This window comes from Streptomyces sp. CA-210063, from assembly GCF_024612015.1.
GTDB lineage: Bacteria > Actinomycetota > Actinomycetes > Streptomycetales > Streptomycetaceae > Streptomyces.
Genome location: NZ_CP102512.1, coordinates 10,225,264 through 10,240,553, shown reverse-complemented (window position 1 = coordinate 10,240,553; position 15,290 = coordinate 10,225,264). Strand labels below are relative to the sequence as shown.

Here is a 15,290-nt window from a genome sequence, read left to right as displayed (position 1 = left end):
CGCTCAAGCGGGTCGGCCGTCACCGTTCGCCGGCTCGCCGAGCCCCCTCGGTCGCGGGCGCTCGAACTTGTCGATCCACCGCTCCTGGATCTCGTGCAGCGGGACCGGGTTGAGGTGGTGCAGCTTTTCCCGCCCACGCCGCACCGTGCTGACCAGGTTGGCGGCCTCCAGAACGGCCAGGTGCTGGGTCACCGACTGCCGCGCCATGTCGATCCGCTCGCACAGCTCACCCAGCGTCTGACCGTTCCGTTCATGCAGCCGGTCCAGCAGCCTCCGGCGCGTCTCGTCGGCCAGCGCCTTGAAGACCTTGTCCATGCCCAAATCGCCCTCTGATCGCACACCCAACGTTATGCAGTTAATTACCTGCATGTCAATCGTCGACGAGGCGCCTCACACTGTCGCCGTGAGTCGAACCGTGAGCGCATGGGTGACATCGGGTGAGGACGTCCTCGGTGTCACCGGCCCCTTCCCCGTCGACGTTCCGTGGTGGGCCGAAGTCGAGGCGGTCGTAGGGCGGTTGGAGCGCCAACTCATGGTTCCCGTGTTCGTCCTGCGCCTCCTGGACGTCGACGGAGGTGAGGGCGGCCGGGACGGCCATGTGACCTATCACGTGGAGGCCACGGAGCGACCCGCGACCGGGATGCTGGAACAACGCCCCGTGGAGCACGGGCTGCTGGACGCCGATGACCCTCTTCGATCACCGTGGGCGCGGCCCGACGGGCTGCGGGAACTGCTCGACTGGGCCTCACGGACCCTGGCCGCGCTGGGGCGGCCGGTGACGGGGCCGGTCGAGCAGCGGCGGACGTGGAACCTGGCGGGGCTCTTCCGGCTGCCCACCGAGCGGGGCCCGGTCTGGCTCAAGGCGACCCCGCGCTTCGCCTCCGACGAGGCCATGGTCATCGCCGCGTTCGCCCAGGTGGACGCGGGGCTCGTGCCGACGGTCCTCGCCTCCGGCGAGCGGCGGGTACTGCTGGAGCACATCCCCGGCGAGGACTGCTGGGCGGCCGACGCCGCCACGGTCGAGGCCGGGGTGCGCCGGTTCGTCGCCGCGCAGGCCGCGCTGGCCGAGCCCCGGCCACCCGGGCTCCGGGACCGGCGGGACCGGGTCCTCGGCGAGCTGGTGCGCGAACTGCTCGACGGCATGGTCGAGTTGGACATCACGGATCAAGACCGGGACACGGCGAGGGAGTTGGCGGAGCGCTGGGACCGGCTCGCCGAGTGCGGGCTCCCCGACACGCTCGTCCACGCCGACTTCCATCCGGGCAACTGGCGCAGCGACGGCCGGCCGCCCGTTGTCGTGGACTTCGCCGACGCCCACTGGGGCAACCCCGTCCTCGACTGTCTGCGCCTGTACGACTTCCTTCCGGAGGCGGTGCGCTCCACGGCCGTCCGCGTCTGGGTCGACGCCTGGAAGGCACACGTCCCGGCGAGCGATCCCGCCCGCGCACTCGCCCTGGCCGAGCCGCTGGCGCACCTCGCATACGCCGTGCGCTACCAGGAGTTCCTCGACGGCATCGAGGCGTCCGAGCGGCCGTATCACGAGGGGGACCCGGCCGCGGTGATCCGGGAGGCGCTGCGGTGCGCCGCGCGCCCGAGCTTCGACTCCGTGGAGGTGACGGGCTGAATGGATCGTGCCGAGGTACTGCTCATCGGCGGGCGGGCCGGGGTCGGCAAGTCGACGGTGGGCTGGGAGATCTCCGACCGACTGCGGGTCGCCGGGGTCGCGCACGCGATCATCGAGGGTGACTTCATGGGGCAGGTGCACCCCGCGCCCGCGGGTGATCCACATCGCTCCGGCATCACCGAGCGCAACCTCACGGCCGTGTGGGGCAACTACGCCGCGCTCGGCCACCGGCGGCTCGTCTACACCAACACCCTCAGCGTCCTCACCGAGACGGCGGGCACGTTCCAGCGGGCCATGGGCGCGGACGTACGGATCGTACGGGTACTGCTCACCGCCACCGACGAGACTGCCGAGCGGCGGCTCAGGGGGCGGGAGATCGGCTCCGAGCTGGAGCGGGAGCTGGCCGGCAGCGCGTACAAGGCCCGGCTGCTGGACGAGCGGGCACCGGCGGACACCGTCCGGGTGGCCACCGACGGGCGCACCGTCATCGACATCGCGGCGGAGGTGTTGGCCGTCACGGGATGGGTGACGGGCTCGTGAAGAAGCTGAAACGGGAACGGACTGCACTCGCGTTCGAAGGGCACTCGCAGGGTTGCGGGGGTCCCGACGACAAGGGGCGGAGATCAGATGGAGATCGACGGCATCATCAGTGCCCTCATCATCGGCATCGTCATAGGTGTACTCGGCCGGCTCGTCGTTCCGGGCCGGCAGCGCATCGGCATCCTGCTGACGATCCTCGTCGGCATCGTCGCCGCGCTGATCGGTTCCGCGATCGCCGCGGGCGTCGGCGTGGCCGACACCGATGGCGTCGACTGGGCCGAGTGGCTCATCCAGATCGGGCTGGCGGCATTGGGGATCGCCGCACTGGACCGCACGAGGGCACGACGCTGAGGGTCCGCGGGGCGACGGTCGGCGGTCACACGCGCCCGGAACGACGGCTGAAGGTCGCACGTCCGGTGTATACAGGAGCGCCTGCAGGGGTGGGGGGTCACTGCGGTTGCGGCGGGTGCAGGTGGTGGGTGGTTGCCCGCGCAGTTCCCCGCGCCCCTCAAAAGCCCCGGGCGCGACCCATGCCGTCAAGGGGCGCTGGGAACTGCGCGACCAGCCCCCACTCACCCGCACCCGCCGCCCAACAGCTCCGCCCCTGGATCACGCGGCCCTTGTGACGGCCGGCGGCCGCGCGTGCCCGGAATTCCGTTGCAGGTCGTCGTACCCGGGGGTTAGCGTCGCCGGGCCTCGCGCCCCTGCCCGCCGACCAGCCCGGAGCCCTCTTGCCCCCGCGCATCGTCCAGCTCACCGACCCCGCCGTCACCCCGTCGAGCCGCCGTCTGGCGTGGCTGGCGTCCGGGTGGGACGGCATACCCCTCGGCTCCGCCTTCCTGCGGCTGTTCACCAAGGAGGGGCAGACGCATCTGGCGGAGCTGGACGTCGGTGTGCACCCGGCCGAGCGGCGGCAGGGCGTCGGCACCGCGCTGCTCGACGCGGCGGTCGACGCGGCCCGTGGCGACCGCCGCCGCACGGTCATCACGCAGGCCGAACAGGGCTCCCCCGGCGACGCGTTCCTCACGGCGCGCGGCTTCCGCCAGGTGCTGACCCTGACGTACGCCCGCCTCGAACTCGCCGAGATCGACCCCGACCACCTCGCCCGGATCGCCGAACAACCCCACCCCGGCTACTACTTGACCGGCTGGACCGGCACCGTCCCCACCGAACTCGCCCGGACCTACGCCGCCTCACGCCGCGCGATGGACGACATGCCGATGGGCGACACCGACTACGGGACAGTGGTCTGGGACGTCGAGCGGGTCGTGGCCGCCGCCGAGGCGATAGCGAAGCGAGGCGACTCGCTGTACACGGTGGCCGCGGTGCACGCGTCGAGCGGCACGATCGTCGGCTTCTCGGAGCTGGTCCTTCCTGGCGACGGCAAGGGCGACGGGCAGCACTACGGCACGGCCGTACTGCCCGAGCGCCGGGGCCACGGACTGGGCCTGTGGATGAAGGCGGAGGCCGTCCTCCACGCCCACCGCCTGCACCCGGATCTCGCTCTGCTCACCGACACCGCGGAGAGCAACACGCCCATGCGCCGTGTCAACGACGCGCTCGGCTACCGGCCCACGCACACGGCGGTGGAGTACCAGCTCGACCTGTGACCCACCCGGTCCCCGCTCCCGCCGGAGCCCGCCCTCAGGCCGCCGCCACGCTCCCCACCGCGTACTCGTACGGTGTGGTCGTCGTGAGCGGTTCGAAGCCCAGACGGGCCAGGATCGGGCGGCTGCGCTCCAGGGCGTCGACCTGGACGTAGCGGTAGCCGCGGTCGGCGGCGACGCGGGCGCGGTGGGCGACGAGGGCCCGGTAGACACCGCGGCCGCGCCAGCCCTCGACGGTGCCGCCGCCCCACAGGCCGGCGAAACGCGTACCGGGGACCAGCTCCATACGCGCGGCGCTCACCGGTTCGTCGCCCGCGAGAGCCACGACGGCCACCACCGACTCCGGGTCCCCGGTGAGATGGGCGAGGAGCTGGTGGCGCATACGGGTGCTGTCCGTGCCGAAGGCCTTCTCGTGGACGTCGGCCACGAGGTCCACGCCCTCACGGTCGGTGACCGGCATGATCCTCACACCCTCGGGCGGCTCGACGTCGAGGGTCAGGTCGGCGACCTCGGCCACCATCAGGGTCTCCTCCGGAGCGGCCGTGAAACCGGCCGTGCGCAGGCGATGCCCCAGGTCGACGGGGAGATCGTGGCCGTAGAGCTTCCACTCGAAGTCGCGCCCGAGCCCGGAGAAGTACCGGATCTGCTCGGTGATCGCCGCGTCGGCGCCCGCCTCGTCCAGGTCGGACCAGACGACACCGCTCCAGCCCTTCTCGAAACCGACCTGGCGCACCACCCCGCCCACGCGCTCGATCCGGGCCCCGGGCCCGTCGGGGCGGGCGCCCTCCCGCATGTCCCGGTCGAACAGTGCCAGCACAGCAGCGTGATCCATGGGCTCACTCCATCATCAGTCGTTCACCCTGGCAACGGAATTCACCCGCTGTCTCACGCACTGGAGCGATCCGGGCCCACGCCCGCGCCCCCCACTGAGCCGCCCGGTGCGGCCGTCCGGGTGTCACTCGTGGAAAGTGGAAAGACGTGCGACGCGGTCACACGACGTAGGGTGCACCCCGCGGAGCGCGACGGAGCGGTCCTTGAGGAGGGTGCGTACGACCATGGTGGACGACTCCGAACTGGTGTACTTACGACGCTCTGTGGAGCTCGCGACCGAGGCGCTGGAGGCCGGTGACGAACCGTTCGGTTCGGTCCTGGTCGGCGGTGACGGCACGGTGCTGGCCGAGGACCACAACCGGGTGGCGGGAGGCGACCGCACCCGTCACCCGGAGTTCGAACTGGCCCGCTGGTCGGCCACCCGGCTCACTCCCGAGGAGCGCGCGGCGGCGACGGTGTACACGTCGGGCGAGCACTGTCCGATGTGCGCGGCCGCCCACGCCTGGGTCGGCCTCGGCCGTATCGTGTACGTCGCCTCGTCCGCGCAACTCGCCGCCTGGCTCGGCGAGTTGGGGGTGCCCGCGCCGCCGGTGCGGACCCTGCCCGTGCACGAGGTCGCGCCCGGCGTGAGGGTCGAGGGCCCGGTGCCGGAGCTGGTCGGGGAGGTGCGGGCCCTGCACCGCCGGTTCCACGACCGAGGGTTCCACGCCGAAATCGTCGGCGACGCCGTCGCCGATGACTGAGAGCGGACGGACGGGGCAGGCGGTCCGGGTTCCGTTGTCGTTGTCCGGAGACCTTTCACCGATGTCCGAAGACGTGGTGCAGCACCCCCGCCCCGCCCCCGCGGCCCCGCCCGGCCAGGAGAAGCCACGGGCGAAGCGGACCTCGCGGGACCCCTACTTCGACAACGCGAAGTACCTCACCATCGTCCTGGTGGCCTGCGGGCACGCGTGGGAGCCGCTGACGTACGGCAGCCGGGCCGCGACGGCCGCGTATCTGACCGTCTACGCCTTCCACATGCCGGCCTTCGCCCTGATCTCGGGTTACTTCTCGCGCGGCTTCGACATGGCACCCGGCCGGCTGAAGCGGCTGCTGACGGGTGTGGTGCTGCCGTACGTCGTGTTCGAGACGGCGTACACGCTGTTCTACCGGTGGGCGCAGGACGATCCGGGCTATCCGCTGAGCCTGCTGGATCCCTGGTACGTGATGTGGTTCCTGGTCGCGCTCTTCATCTGGCGGCTGACCACTCCGCTGTGGCTGATGCTGCGTCACCCGCTGCCCGTCGCGCTGGGGCTGGCGATGCTGGCGGCGGTCTCACCGGATCTCGGCGGCGACGTCTCCATCCAGCGCGTCCTCGGTTTCCTGCCGTTCTTCGTGCTGGGGCTGACCCTGCGGGCCGAGCACTTCGAACGGCTGCGCACCCGCCGCGTCCGCATGTGCCTGCTCCCGGTCGGTCTGGGGGCGCTGGCGGCGGCGTACTGGGTGGCGCCGTGGTTCGACGCGGGCTGGTTCTACCACCGGGGCAGCGTCACCGGCCAGGGCGTCTCCCGCTGGGTCGGCCTGCTGACCACACCCGCCCTGTTCTGTCTGGCGGTGCTGCTGACGGCCTGCTTCCTGGCCTGGGTGCCGCGCCGGCACCTGTGGTTCACGGCGCTGGGCGCGGGCACGATGTACGGCTATCTGCTGCACGGCTTCGTGATCAAGTGGGCGCGTTTCCGGGACTGGTACGCCGTCGAGTGGCTGCACACCCCGCTCGGCGAACTCGCGGTCACGGCCATGGCGGTCGGCGGCATCACCCTGCTGTGCACCTCGCCCGTACGGGCCGTGCTCCGCTGTGTCGTCGAGCCGCGCATGGAGTGGGCGTTCAAGAAGGGCGACGCCGCCCGGCCGGCCAGGGCGTCGGCCGAGGCGGGAGACGCCGCCCCCTCGCCTAGCCGAGCTCCAGAGTCGTGACCCCGAAGACGCGCTCCTCGGCGTACGGCCGGATCGGGCCGGTGTACATCCGGGCCGTCTCGAAGGAGGGCGTCAGCCCGTACTCCTCGGCCAGCGCCACGGCGGCCGCGTTCGGTTCCGGCACGTCGATGGCCAGCTCGCGGCCCGCGGCCTCGGCGGCGAGCCCGGCGAAGAGCGCCCGGGCGTCCGCGGCGGTGTCGGCGAACAGCGGACCGATCCGCAGGGCGTCCCGGCCGGGGCGGATGACTCCGTAGCCGGTGAGCCGCCCGTCGACGACCCGCGCGAGGGCCCGGTGCCCGCCGGTGGTGAGCCAGTGCTCCAGGAAGCGGGGACGGTCGGCCGGGTGGCAGGCGCTGTCGTACGCCGCGACGGATCCGGCGTCCTCGACCGGCCGGACATCGGCGGGCACGGCCGTCTCCGGCACCACGCCGGAGTAGCGGAAGGTGCGGTGGGCGGGCTCGAAGCCGGACTGCCGGTAGTTGTCCTGCTGCGCGACCACGCCGTCGAGGCCGACGGTGCGGTCGCCGGCGTGGGTGAGGGCGGTCTTCCAGGTGGCGAGGCCGTGGCCCTGGCCGCGCAGGTCCGGGCGTACGAGGTAGAAGCCGAGGAACGCGTAGTCGTCACCGTAGGTGACGACGGAGACGGACGAGACGGGTTCCTCGTCGAGCCGGCCGATGAAGAAGCCCTCGGGGTCCTGCGCGAAGAAACACGACGGGTCCGAGAGCCCCGGGTTCCAGCCCTCGTCCCCCGCCCATCGGGCGACCACCGCCCAGTCGTCGAGCGTGGCCCGGGTGACGACGAGGTCCTGATGGACCGGAGAGGTCATCTTTGCGCTCCTTCGCTCAAGGTCGCGGGTGCGTGACCGCCGTGCCGCGCGGGTGCGGTGGTCGGCCGCACCCCCGCGGCCATCCTCGCCGAAGCCGATCGCGCCCGCGACGCCGTGAACAGCCGACGTCGGCCGGACAACGGGCCTTCCGGGCGGCCGAGTTCACGCGTACGGGCGACACTCGGGGACCGTCGTACGGCGCCGGCGCGGCGCAGGATACGGCACTTCCGGCCGACCCACCCGCTGGGAGGCGTGGCCGCGAGGGCCCGCTTATCGTGATCCGGAGGTCGTCCCCGGCCGCCCTGGCCGGGTCTCCCTGGAGGCACGCATGCGGTCCACGCACAGACGGCGTCCGTTCACCGGAGCCGCGATCTCGGTGCTGGCCCTGCTGGGGGCCGGGCTGCCGGCCACGGCGGCGAGCGCCGATGCCGAGCAGGACGACAAGCAGCCCGACCTGACCCGCTTCTACCAGCAGAAGATCAAGTGGTCGAAGTGCGAGGGCATGGAGATGCCCAAGGACCTGCGGTGCGGCAAGGTCACCGTGCCGCTCGACTACGCCCGGCCCGAGACCGGAACCCTCGACCTGGCCATGGCCCGCTACCGGGCCACCGGCGACTCGCGCGGTTCGCTGCTGCTGAACTTCGGCGGCCCCGGCGGCCCGGGCGTCCCCGAACTCGCCTACGGAGGCGAGGAGTTCATGGACCTCACGAACGGCTACGACCTCGTCTCCTTCGATCCGCGCGGCGTCGGCCGCTCCTCCCCCGTCAGCTGCGGCGACGGCACCGACAAGGCCCTGGAGGCGACCGACAACGGCGAGGACGCGAACAACCCCCAGGCCGCGCTCGAACAGCTGCGGCGGGCCGCCGCGGCGTGCAAGAAGCACTCCGGGCCGGTGCTGCCGTACATCGGCACGCTCAACGCCTCCCGGGACCTGGACGTGATGCGCGCCGCCCTCGGCGACAAGAAGCTCAACTACCTCGGCTTCTCCTACGGGACGCGGCTGGGCGCGGTGTACGCGGCGCAGTTCCCCAAGAAGGTGGGCCGGATGGTCCTCGACGGGGTGGACACCCTCACCGAGCCGCTGACCGAACAGGGGCTGGTGGGCGCCGAGGGCCAGCAGACCGCGCTGGACGACTATCTCGACGCGTGCACCGAGGAGCTGACCTGCCCGTTCGGGCAGGACGCCCGCTCGGCCCGTGAGCAGGTCGTCGAGCTGGTCGACTCCCTGGACGAATACCCCGTGCCGGCGGACTTCGGGCAGGACTTCACCGGCCAGGACCTGGTGGGCGCCATCAGCCACGCCCTCTACAGCGAACAGATGTGGCCCGCACTCACCCAGGCGCTCAACATGCTCGTCCACGATGGCGACACCCGCGGCGTCATGGCGCTCGCGGGCGGCGGCTTCGCCCCGCCGACCGGGTCGCACCGGGCGGCGCCGACCCGCCCGCACGAGCCCCCCGACCCCACCGCGTCGGGCACACCGAGCCCGGACGGCGGGCTCGTCGACGCCGAGGAGATCCCGCTGGACAACCTCCCTGCCGCGCTCATGGCGGTCAACTGCGCCGACGACCCCGACCGGCCCACGGCGAAGCAGATCACCGACGACCTCGAGAACCTGCGCGCGGCGTACGAGGAGGCCTCCCCCGTGTTCGGCCGGTACCGGCTGGCCCAGGTGCTGATGTGCTACGGCCGCCCCGCGGGCACCGACTTCATCCGCGAGGAGGTGCGGGACGTCGACACCCCGAAGATGCTGCTCGTGGGCACCCGGGGCGACCCGGCCACCCCGTACCGCTGGACCGTGGAGACCGCGAAGCGGCTCGGGTCGTCGGCGGTCGTCCTCGACAACAAAGGCAAGGGGCACACCGGGTACGGGTCGTCGAAGTGCGTGCACGACAAGGTGGACGACTTTCTGCTGTTCGGATCGCTGCCGGACGACGGAAGTTCCTGCGGAGCCGACGATTGAGCATCGGGCGTGTAACACGGACGAGTTCGCTACAACCCCGCGCGGATCTCGCGCGTCACATTGGGTATGCGTCACCTTTGTGTGCGCCGTACCCGTACGTGACCAAAACTGGGGGATTCCACCGATGCGTATTCGTTCCGTCCTCACCCTCTCGACCGCGGCGACCGCGGGCGCCGCGCTGCTCCTCACCGCCGCCCCGCAGGGCCTGGCCGCCCAGCCGGCCGCGAAGGCCCCGGTCTGCAAGGCGAAGGTCCTCAAGCTGGGGGCCAAGCAGTCGAAGGACGCGAGGGTCGTGCACATCAGCGTCAAGAACACCGGCGCCCGCACCTGCACGATCGACCGCCTTCCCGTCGTCACCTTCGGCGACCTCGACGGGGCGGCCCTGCCGGTGCCCTCGGGCGAGAGCGGCCCGTACAAGGTCGGCGCCGGCAAGACCGTGTACGCGGCGGTCCGTACGATCGCCGACCTGAAGGACCCGGACGCGCGTCGCGTCGGCACGATCACCGTGTCGGCCAACCCGGCCTACAACGGCCGCACGTTCACCGCGAAGCAGCTGGGCGCGGGCAAGAAGGTGAAGGTCTGGGAGCCGGTCACGACGTGGTGGAAGCCGTCCAAGGCCGCCGCCGACAAGGCGCTGAAGAAGGAAGTCGGCTGACCCTCGCGGCAGACGCACGGCACTGACGAGCCCGTCGGCGCACACCTTCACCGGTGCGCGCCGACGGGCTGTGCTCCTGTCGTCTCCAGACCGCCGGGGCCGCCCGCACCGGTCGCCGGTTTACCCCAAATGCCCGACACGCGAATCAGTCCTATCGTGAAGTCATGGAGCATGCCCTCAGTCCCGCGACCCTCACCGAGCTGCGCCGCCCGCGGCCCTATCCAGCGGTGTCGGTGCTGACGCCGACACACCGCCGGGAGCCCGAGAACGCCCAGGATCCGGTCCGGCTGCGCAATGTGGTGGCCGAGGCGAAGAAGCAACTGGAGCAGGATCCCGCGGTGACGCGGGAGCGGCGCAACGACGTCGTCGAGCAGCTGGACCAGGCGCTGGCCGAGGTGGACCTGACACACGCCGAGGACGGTCTGGTGATCTTCGCGGCGCCCGGTGAGCACCAGGTCTGGTCACTGGCCCGCCCGGTGCCGGAGCGCGTGGTGCTCTCGGACACCTTCCTCACCCGGAACCTGGTGGCCGCGCAGGCCGCCGAGCGGACGTTCTGGGTGCTCTCGGTCTCCTACGACCGGGTCACCCTGTGGAACGGCGGCGGCGACCGCGTCAGCGAGGCGCACATCGGCGGTTTCCCACTGACCCGGGACCGCGACAACTTCGACGCCGAGCGGCAGCAGCGGATCGGCGACCTGCCGTCCGCCTTCCGCGACGAGGACACCCGGCACTTCCTGCGCGACGCCGACACCGCCCTGGCCCGTGTGCTGCGCACGGACGACCGGCCCCTGTATGTCACCGGGGAGACGGCGGCGCTGTCCCTGCTCGACGAGATCGGCACGGTCACCAAGGACGCCACCCACATCCCGTACGGCGGTCTCGCGCACGGCACCCCGGACACCGTGTGGCAGGCGGTCCGGTCGCTGGTCGCCGCCGAGGACCGCAGGAACGTCGACACCGTGGCCCGGCGGCTCGAAGCGGCCCGGGGCAGCAAGTCGTTCGCCGCCGGGGTCGACGAGGTCCGGCAGAACGCGCAGCAGGGCCGTATCCAGCTCCTGGCCGTGGAGGAGAACTACCGGGCGACCGTCCGCGCCGACGGTGGCGGCGGCCATCTCGTCCCGGCCGAGAGCGGCGACCTCGACGCCCGCGAGGACATCGTGGACGAGATCGTCGAACGGTGCCTGGACACCGGCGCCGAGGTCCGCTTCGTCCCGGACGGCACGCTGGGCGACGCCCGGGGCATCGCGGGCGTCCTGCGGTACTGAGCCCCGGCCCGCGCACACCGACGTCCCGCCGGGCAGGCGTCAGACACCGCCGAGGAGGGAGGCCAGGCCCCGGTCGAGCGCCGGGCCCAGCTCCTCTCTTCCGGCGGCGACGACGGCGTAGCTGCGCAGCAGGAAGCGCTGGAGAGCCGCCTTCTCGAACTGGAGCAGGGCCATGCCGTACGGGGAGTGCAGCTCCACCACCGTTCGGAAGCGGCCGCAGGGCCAGATGTGCACATCGCCGGTGCCGGCGGGGGCCCGCACCCCGTCCTCCAGCAGGCCGCGGGAGAACGTCCAGGTCACCATGGAACCGTTCAGCGAGATGTCGGCCGGGAAGTCGAGGTGCACGGCCAGCGGATCGTCGGAGGAATAGCGCAGGCTCGCGGGCACCGGGACCTCCCGGTCCTCGGCGGTGACGAGGAGGGCGCGGGCGGCCTGTTCCAGTGTGACGGTCATGAACGGTCTCCGTTTCGGGTGAATCTCTTCCTGCGGTGCGGGCCGGCCGGTGCGCCGACGTGCCTCTTCGACCTCGCTGAGGTCTTTCGCATGCCACGGCTTCCCGGATTCACCTCTGTGACCTATGTCACCCACACTCCCGGCTTCGGACGCATCCACGAACGTCAGCGCGATCCGGTGTACATATGCCGCTCCATGCAACCGAGAGGGCTCGCACATATGCCCCTCGAACATGGGAATGAGAGACGTGTGAAGGCGTCCGACGATCCGTCAAGTCGCGTACGATCCCTACGACTTGGCCCCTCCGGACGCGTACCGACCTGCCGTGGTGGACCCCACTCGCAAGGACGGTGGCATATGCCAGAAGCACCACCGTATCGTGTCTTGCCAAATGCCTTACAGGGCGTCGCGGGCTGTGCAACAGTCGTAATCGGCCCTTACGTCAGCGTTGGTCGTACCGTCCCCCATCGGAGTACGTGATGCCGTCCCCTCTCTCTGCGGATCGTCCCGCCGCCCAGCCGCCCCGGCGCGGCACGGTCGACGCGCTCATCTCGCAGACCCGGCGGCTGCTGGGCGATGTCGACGCCGTACGGCGTGACGCGCCCGCCGACGGAGCGGACCCGGAGGGCCGGTGGCAGCGTGCGCTCTACGATCTGGCGCTGCATCAACTCAGCGATCTCGACGAGCACTTGGCGCAGCTGCGGGACGGCCCGGCCGTGCCGCCGGCCCCCGAGCCCACGGCCGACATCCCGGTGGCCCCGGTCCCGGCCCCGCGGCGCGCGTCGCTGCTCAGCCGGGTCGGCAGCGCCGAGTGGAATCTGCTGACGGACGAGGCAAGTTGGTCCGGGGAGCTGTATGAGATCCTCGGCCGCGACCCCGACGCCCCGCCGCTCACCCTCGACGAACTGCCCTCACTGGTGCTCGACGAGGACCGGCCGCAGCTGACGGCGATGGTCACGGACTGTCTGATCGACGCCAAACGCATCGACGGCGAGTTCCGCATCGTGCTGCCCGACGGCGGGGTGCGCACCGTACACATGATGGGCGAGCCCGTGCTCGACGACGACGGCGGTACGGCCTCGATGTGGGCCGTGCTGCGGGACGTCAGCGAACTGCGGCGCAGCCAGCGGGTGGTGAGCGAGACCCGTGACTCGCTGCACCGCCAGCGGCATATCGCGCAGACCGAGCACCGGCTCGCGGTCGAGCTGCAGGAAGCCGTGCTGCCGCCGTGGCACGGCTCCCTGCGGCTCCCGCGACAGGGACCCGAGAAGCTGGACCTCGCGGCCCACTACCTGCCCTGCTCGACCAGCGACCTGATCGGCGGCGACTGGTACGACGCCCTCGAACTGCCGGGCGGCGAGAGCCTGTTGAGCGTCGGTGACCTCACCGGACACGGCGTCACCGTCACCTCGGGCATGGCGATGCTGATCGGCGCGCTGCGCGGCATGGCGATGGCGGGCACCGAACCGGGCCGACTGATGGCCTGCCTCAACCAGTTACTGGACGCCACCGTGCAACCGGCCCTCGGCAGCGCCGTCTGCTGCCGTTACCGGCCGACGACCCGCACCCTCGTCTGGGCACAGGCCGGGCACCCCGCCCCGCTGCTGTTCCGCGACGGGACGGGGCGCGTGCTGACATCGCCGGACGGTGTCCTGCTCGGAGCGACCTCGGGTGCCGTCTACGGGCAGGCCGAAGTGACGCTCGAACAGGGCGATCTGCTGCTCCTGCACACCGACGGACTGGTCCCCCGGCGGGACGGAGAGGCAGCCGTCCAGCGGCTGTTGGACCTGGCCCCACGGTTCGGCGAGGCGCGTACGGCCCAGGAGTGTGTACGGACAGTGGTGGAAGCGTTCGGCGAGACCGAGCGCGAGGACGACGCCTGCGTGCTTGTCGCCAGGGTCAGTTCCTGAAGGAGCCGTGCCCCGGCGCTCACGCCGACGCGATGTCGCCCTTGTTCTTCGACGGGATCCTGGGCAGGGCGAGCTTGATCTCCTCCCGCAGGTCCTGGATCTTCGGATAGCTGGAGTACTGACCGGTGAGCCGGTACATCTGGCGCAGCCGGTCCCAGGTGCGGTGGGAGGAGTTGGAGCCCATCGACGCCAGGGCCAGGCGGGCGTAGCCGGCCGCCTGTTCCGGGTCGTCGGCGATGAAGGACGCCGAGGCCATGGAGAGGAAGTCGAAGATCTTCGACCGCTGCCGGCCGTCGACCCGCAGGTCTAGGGCCTTCTCCGCGTAGTGCTGGGCCTGCTTGGCCGCGGCCGGGTCGTGCTCCGCGAGGGTGCGGTAGGCCAGGGCCTGCATGCCGTAGAGGTCCTCCTCCTTGAACATCTGCATCCAACTGGGCGGCGGCACGTCCCCCCGGTCGGAGACGAACAGGTCCTCGGCCTGGCCCAGGGTGCGGCGCATGGCCTGGCCCTTGCCCATGGAGGCCTGTGCCCAGGCCTCGACGGTGTGGAGCATGGCCTTGGTGCGCGGCAGGACCTGCTCGCCGGAGCCGGACTGGGCGAGCTTCATGAGGTCGAGCGCCTCGTCGGGCTTGCCGAGGTGCACCAGTTGTCGGGCCGCCCGGGAGAGGGCCTCGCCGGCGCGGGGCCGGTCACCGCCCTCCCTGGCGGCGTGGGCGGCGATGATGAAGTACTTCTGGGCGGTGGGTTCGAGGCCGATGTCGTGCGACATCCAGCCGGCGAGGACGGCGAGGTTGGCGGCGACGCCCCACAGGCGCCGCTGGAGATGTTCGGGGTGGCGGTAGGAGAGCATGCCTCCCACCTCGTTGAGCTGTCCCACGACAGCCTTGCGTTGCAGCCCTCCGCCGCGGGCCGCGTCCCAGGCTCGGAACACCTCCACCGAACGTTCCAGTTCCTCGATCTCCTGCGCCCCGATGGGGGCGGCCTCGTAACGGTCGAACCCGGCGGGGTCGGCGTGCAGGGGATCGTCGAGGTCGGGAGCGTCGGCCTTGAGAGTCGGATCGGTGTGCAGCCAGTCGTGCATGGCACTGCTGAGTGCGGGTCCCGCGGTGAGCGCGACGCCCGCACCCACCAAGCCGCGTCGGTTGAGCATGAGGTCCATTCCCGTGAATTCGGTGAGGACCGCAGCAGTCCGTTCGGGCGCCCACGGCACACCGTCGGGATGTTCCACATTCCCGCCGCCCTGCCGTTTCCCCGTACGCCCGTGCCGGACCAGACCGAGGTCCTCGATGGTCACGACACGGCCGAGACGCTCGGTGAACAGCGCCACCAGCACCCGCGGCACGGGATCGCGCGGGATCTCTCCCATGTCGATCCACCGCCGCACCCGTGAGGTGTCGGTCGCCAGCTGCGGGTGGCCCATGGCCGCCGCCTGCCGGTTGACCAGCCTCGCGAGCTCGCCCTTCGACCAGCCGGCCAGGCCGAACAGGTCTGCGAGTCGGGTGTTGGGTTGTCCGCTCACGTCAAGCCCCCAGGTTCTCGGCTGAGTTGAATGTAGCCCGCTGTCAGTTGCTCGGGGACTATTCGCCAGGCTTCGCCAGGGTGCGCTACATGGTGTGCCACGGGCCATCCGGTGTCAGGTAGGAAAGCGCCACCCCGACCCGGTCGC

At 71.5% G+C, this 15,290-nt stretch carries 14 protein-coding genes and 1 pseudogene; 10 read left to right on the top strand and 5 right to left on the bottom strand.

From position 1 onward, the window contains the following. Nucleotides 1–36 precede the first annotated feature (36 nt). Nucleotides 37–315 (bottom strand): annotated as a pseudogene (locus JIX56_RS44605) (ArsR/SmtB family transcription factor); the annotation flags it as partial. 88 nt (nt 316–403) lie between these two features. On the opposite strand from JIX56_RS44605, the gene JIX56_RS44600 reads away from it, so the two are divergent. The 4 genes from JIX56_RS44600 (at nt 404) to JIX56_RS44585 (ending at nt 3,774) form a co-directional block, all read left to right on the top strand. Continuing rightward, nucleotides 404–1,624 (top strand): aminoglycoside phosphotransferase family protein, encoded by a 1,221-nt coding sequence (locus JIX56_RS44600; RefSeq protein ID WP_257549744.1) that lies wholly within the window; start codon nt 404–406, stop codon nt 1,622–1,624. Then, nucleotides 1,625–2,164: a hypothetical protein gene (locus JIX56_RS44595; RefSeq protein ID WP_257549742.1), complete on the top strand. Its 540-nt coding sequence runs from the start codon at nt 1,625–1,627 to the stop codon at nt 2,162–2,164. It begins immediately after the preceding gene. 87 nt (nt 2,165–2,251) lie between these two features. Next, nucleotides 2,252–2,515 carry a GlsB/YeaQ/YmgE family stress response membrane protein gene (locus JIX56_RS44590; RefSeq protein ID WP_257549740.1) on the top strand — a complete coding sequence of 88 codons (264 nt, stop codon included), beginning with the start codon at nt 2,252–2,254 and terminating at the stop codon, nt 2,513–2,515. 380 nt (nt 2,516–2,895) lie between these two features. Further along, nucleotides 2,896–3,774 carry a GNAT family N-acetyltransferase gene (locus JIX56_RS44585; protein WP_257549738.1) on the top strand — a complete coding sequence of 293 codons (879 nt, stop codon included), beginning with the start codon at nt 2,896–2,898 and terminating at the stop codon, nt 3,772–3,774. Between the two features lie 34 nt (nt 3,775–3,808). Here JIX56_RS44585 and JIX56_RS44580 read toward each other — a convergent pair whose 3' ends face one another. Beyond that, entirely contained in the window at nt 3,809–4,603 is a 795-nt protein-coding gene (locus JIX56_RS44580) for a GNAT family N-acetyltransferase (protein WP_257549736.1), read from the bottom strand. Between the two features lie 223 nt (nt 4,604–4,826). Here JIX56_RS44580 and JIX56_RS44575 point away from each other — a divergent pair, with 223 nt between their 5' ends. Together JIX56_RS44575 and JIX56_RS44570 are read left to right on the top strand one after the other, a co-directional pair. After that, nucleotides 4,827–5,345, top strand: a complete 519-nt coding sequence (locus JIX56_RS44575) for a nucleoside deaminase (protein WP_257549734.1) — start codon at nt 4,827–4,829, stop codon at nt 5,343–5,345. A gap of 61 nt (nt 5,346–5,406) precedes the next feature. Continuing rightward, nucleotides 5,407–6,555: an acyltransferase family protein gene (locus JIX56_RS44570; protein WP_257549732.1), complete on the top strand. Its 1,149-nt coding sequence runs from the start codon at nt 5,407–5,409 to the stop codon at nt 6,553–6,555. On the opposite strand, the gene JIX56_RS44565 is transcribed toward JIX56_RS44570, so the two are convergent. After that, nucleotides 6,533–7,381, bottom strand: a complete 849-nt coding sequence (locus JIX56_RS44565; RefSeq protein WP_257549730.1) for a GNAT family N-acetyltransferase — start codon at nt 7,379–7,381, stop codon at nt 6,533–6,535. The two genes, JIX56_RS44570 and JIX56_RS44565, sit on opposite strands and share 23 nt — an antisense overlap. Before the next feature lie 328 nt (nt 7,382–7,709). On the opposite strand from JIX56_RS44565, the gene JIX56_RS44560 reads away from it, so the two are divergent. The 3 genes from JIX56_RS44560 (at nt 7,710) to JIX56_RS44550 (ending at nt 11,264) form a co-directional block, all read left to right on the top strand. Then, nucleotides 7,710–9,344, top strand: a complete 1,635-nt coding sequence (locus JIX56_RS44560; protein ID WP_257549728.1) for an alpha/beta hydrolase — start codon at nt 7,710–7,712, stop codon at nt 9,342–9,344. A gap of 124 nt (nt 9,345–9,468) precedes the next feature. Continuing rightward, nucleotides 9,469–9,999: a DUF4232 domain-containing protein gene (locus tag JIX56_RS44555; RefSeq protein WP_257549726.1), complete on the top strand. Its 531-nt coding sequence runs from the start codon at nt 9,469–9,471 to the stop codon at nt 9,997–9,999. A gap of 164 nt (nt 10,000–10,163) precedes the next feature. Further along, nucleotides 10,164–11,264 carry a baeRF3 domain-containing protein gene (locus JIX56_RS44550; RefSeq protein ID WP_257549724.1) on the top strand — a complete coding sequence of 367 codons (1,101 nt, stop codon included), beginning with the start codon at nt 10,164–10,166 and terminating at the stop codon, nt 11,262–11,264. A 39-nt stretch (nt 11,265–11,303) separates the two neighbouring features. Here the strand turns inward: JIX56_RS44550 and JIX56_RS44545 are convergent, their stop codons facing one another. Continuing rightward, a complete protein-coding gene (locus JIX56_RS44545) occupies nt 11,304–11,717 on the bottom strand; it encodes an SsgA family sporulation/cell division regulator (RefSeq protein ID WP_257549722.1) in 414 nt (137 codons plus the stop codon). 479 nt (nt 11,718–12,196) lie between these two features. Here JIX56_RS44545 and JIX56_RS44540 point away from each other — a divergent pair, with 479 nt between their 5' ends. Further along, nucleotides 12,197–13,627, top strand: a complete 1,431-nt coding sequence (locus JIX56_RS44540; RefSeq protein ID WP_257549720.1) for a PP2C family protein-serine/threonine phosphatase — start codon at nt 12,197–12,199, stop codon at nt 13,625–13,627. A 19-nt stretch (nt 13,628–13,646) separates the two neighbouring features. On the opposite strand, the gene JIX56_RS44535 is transcribed toward JIX56_RS44540, so the two are convergent. Next, nucleotides 13,647–15,143 carry a DNA-binding protein NsdB gene (locus JIX56_RS44535; RefSeq protein ID WP_257549718.1) on the bottom strand — a complete coding sequence of 499 codons (1,497 nt, stop codon included), beginning with the start codon at nt 15,141–15,143 and terminating at the stop codon, nt 13,647–13,649. Between the last annotated feature and the right edge of the window lie 147 nt (nt 15,144–15,290).

Coding starts and splice junctions, on each gene's coding strand:
- JIX56_RS44570 (WP_257549732.1), top strand. CDS start 5,407: ATGTCCGAAGACGTGGTGCAGCACCCCCGCCCCGCCCCCGCGGCCCCG.
- JIX56_RS44555 (WP_257549726.1), top strand. CDS start 9,469: ATGCGTATTCGTTCCGTCCTCACCCTCTCGACCGCGGCGACCGCGGGC.
- JIX56_RS44540 (WP_257549720.1), top strand. CDS start 12,197: ATGCCGTCCCCTCTCTCTGCGGATCGTCCCGCCGCCCAGCCGCCCCGG.
- JIX56_RS44595 (WP_257549742.1), top strand. CDS start 1,625: ATGGATCGTGCCGAGGTACTGCTCATCGGCGGGCGGGCCGGGGTCGGC.
- JIX56_RS44550 (WP_257549724.1), top strand. CDS start 10,164: ATGGAGCATGCCCTCAGTCCCGCGACCCTCACCGAGCTGCGCCGCCCG.
- JIX56_RS44580 (WP_257549736.1), bottom strand. CDS start 4,603: ATGGATCACGCTGCTGTGCTGGCACTGTTCGACCGGGACATGCGGGAG.
- JIX56_RS44545 (WP_257549722.1), bottom strand. CDS start 11,717: ATGACCGTCACACTGGAACAGGCCGCCCGCGCCCTCCTCGTCACCGCC.
- JIX56_RS44560 (WP_257549728.1), top strand. CDS start 7,710: ATGCGGTCCACGCACAGACGGCGTCCGTTCACCGGAGCCGCGATCTCG.
- JIX56_RS44590 (WP_257549740.1), top strand. CDS start 2,252: ATGGAGATCGACGGCATCATCAGTGCCCTCATCATCGGCATCGTCATA.
- JIX56_RS44575 (WP_257549734.1), top strand. CDS start 4,827: ATGGTGGACGACTCCGAACTGGTGTACTTACGACGCTCTGTGGAGCTC.
- JIX56_RS44565 (WP_257549730.1), bottom strand. CDS start 7,381: ATGACCTCTCCGGTCCATCAGGACCTCGTCGTCACCCGGGCCACGCTC.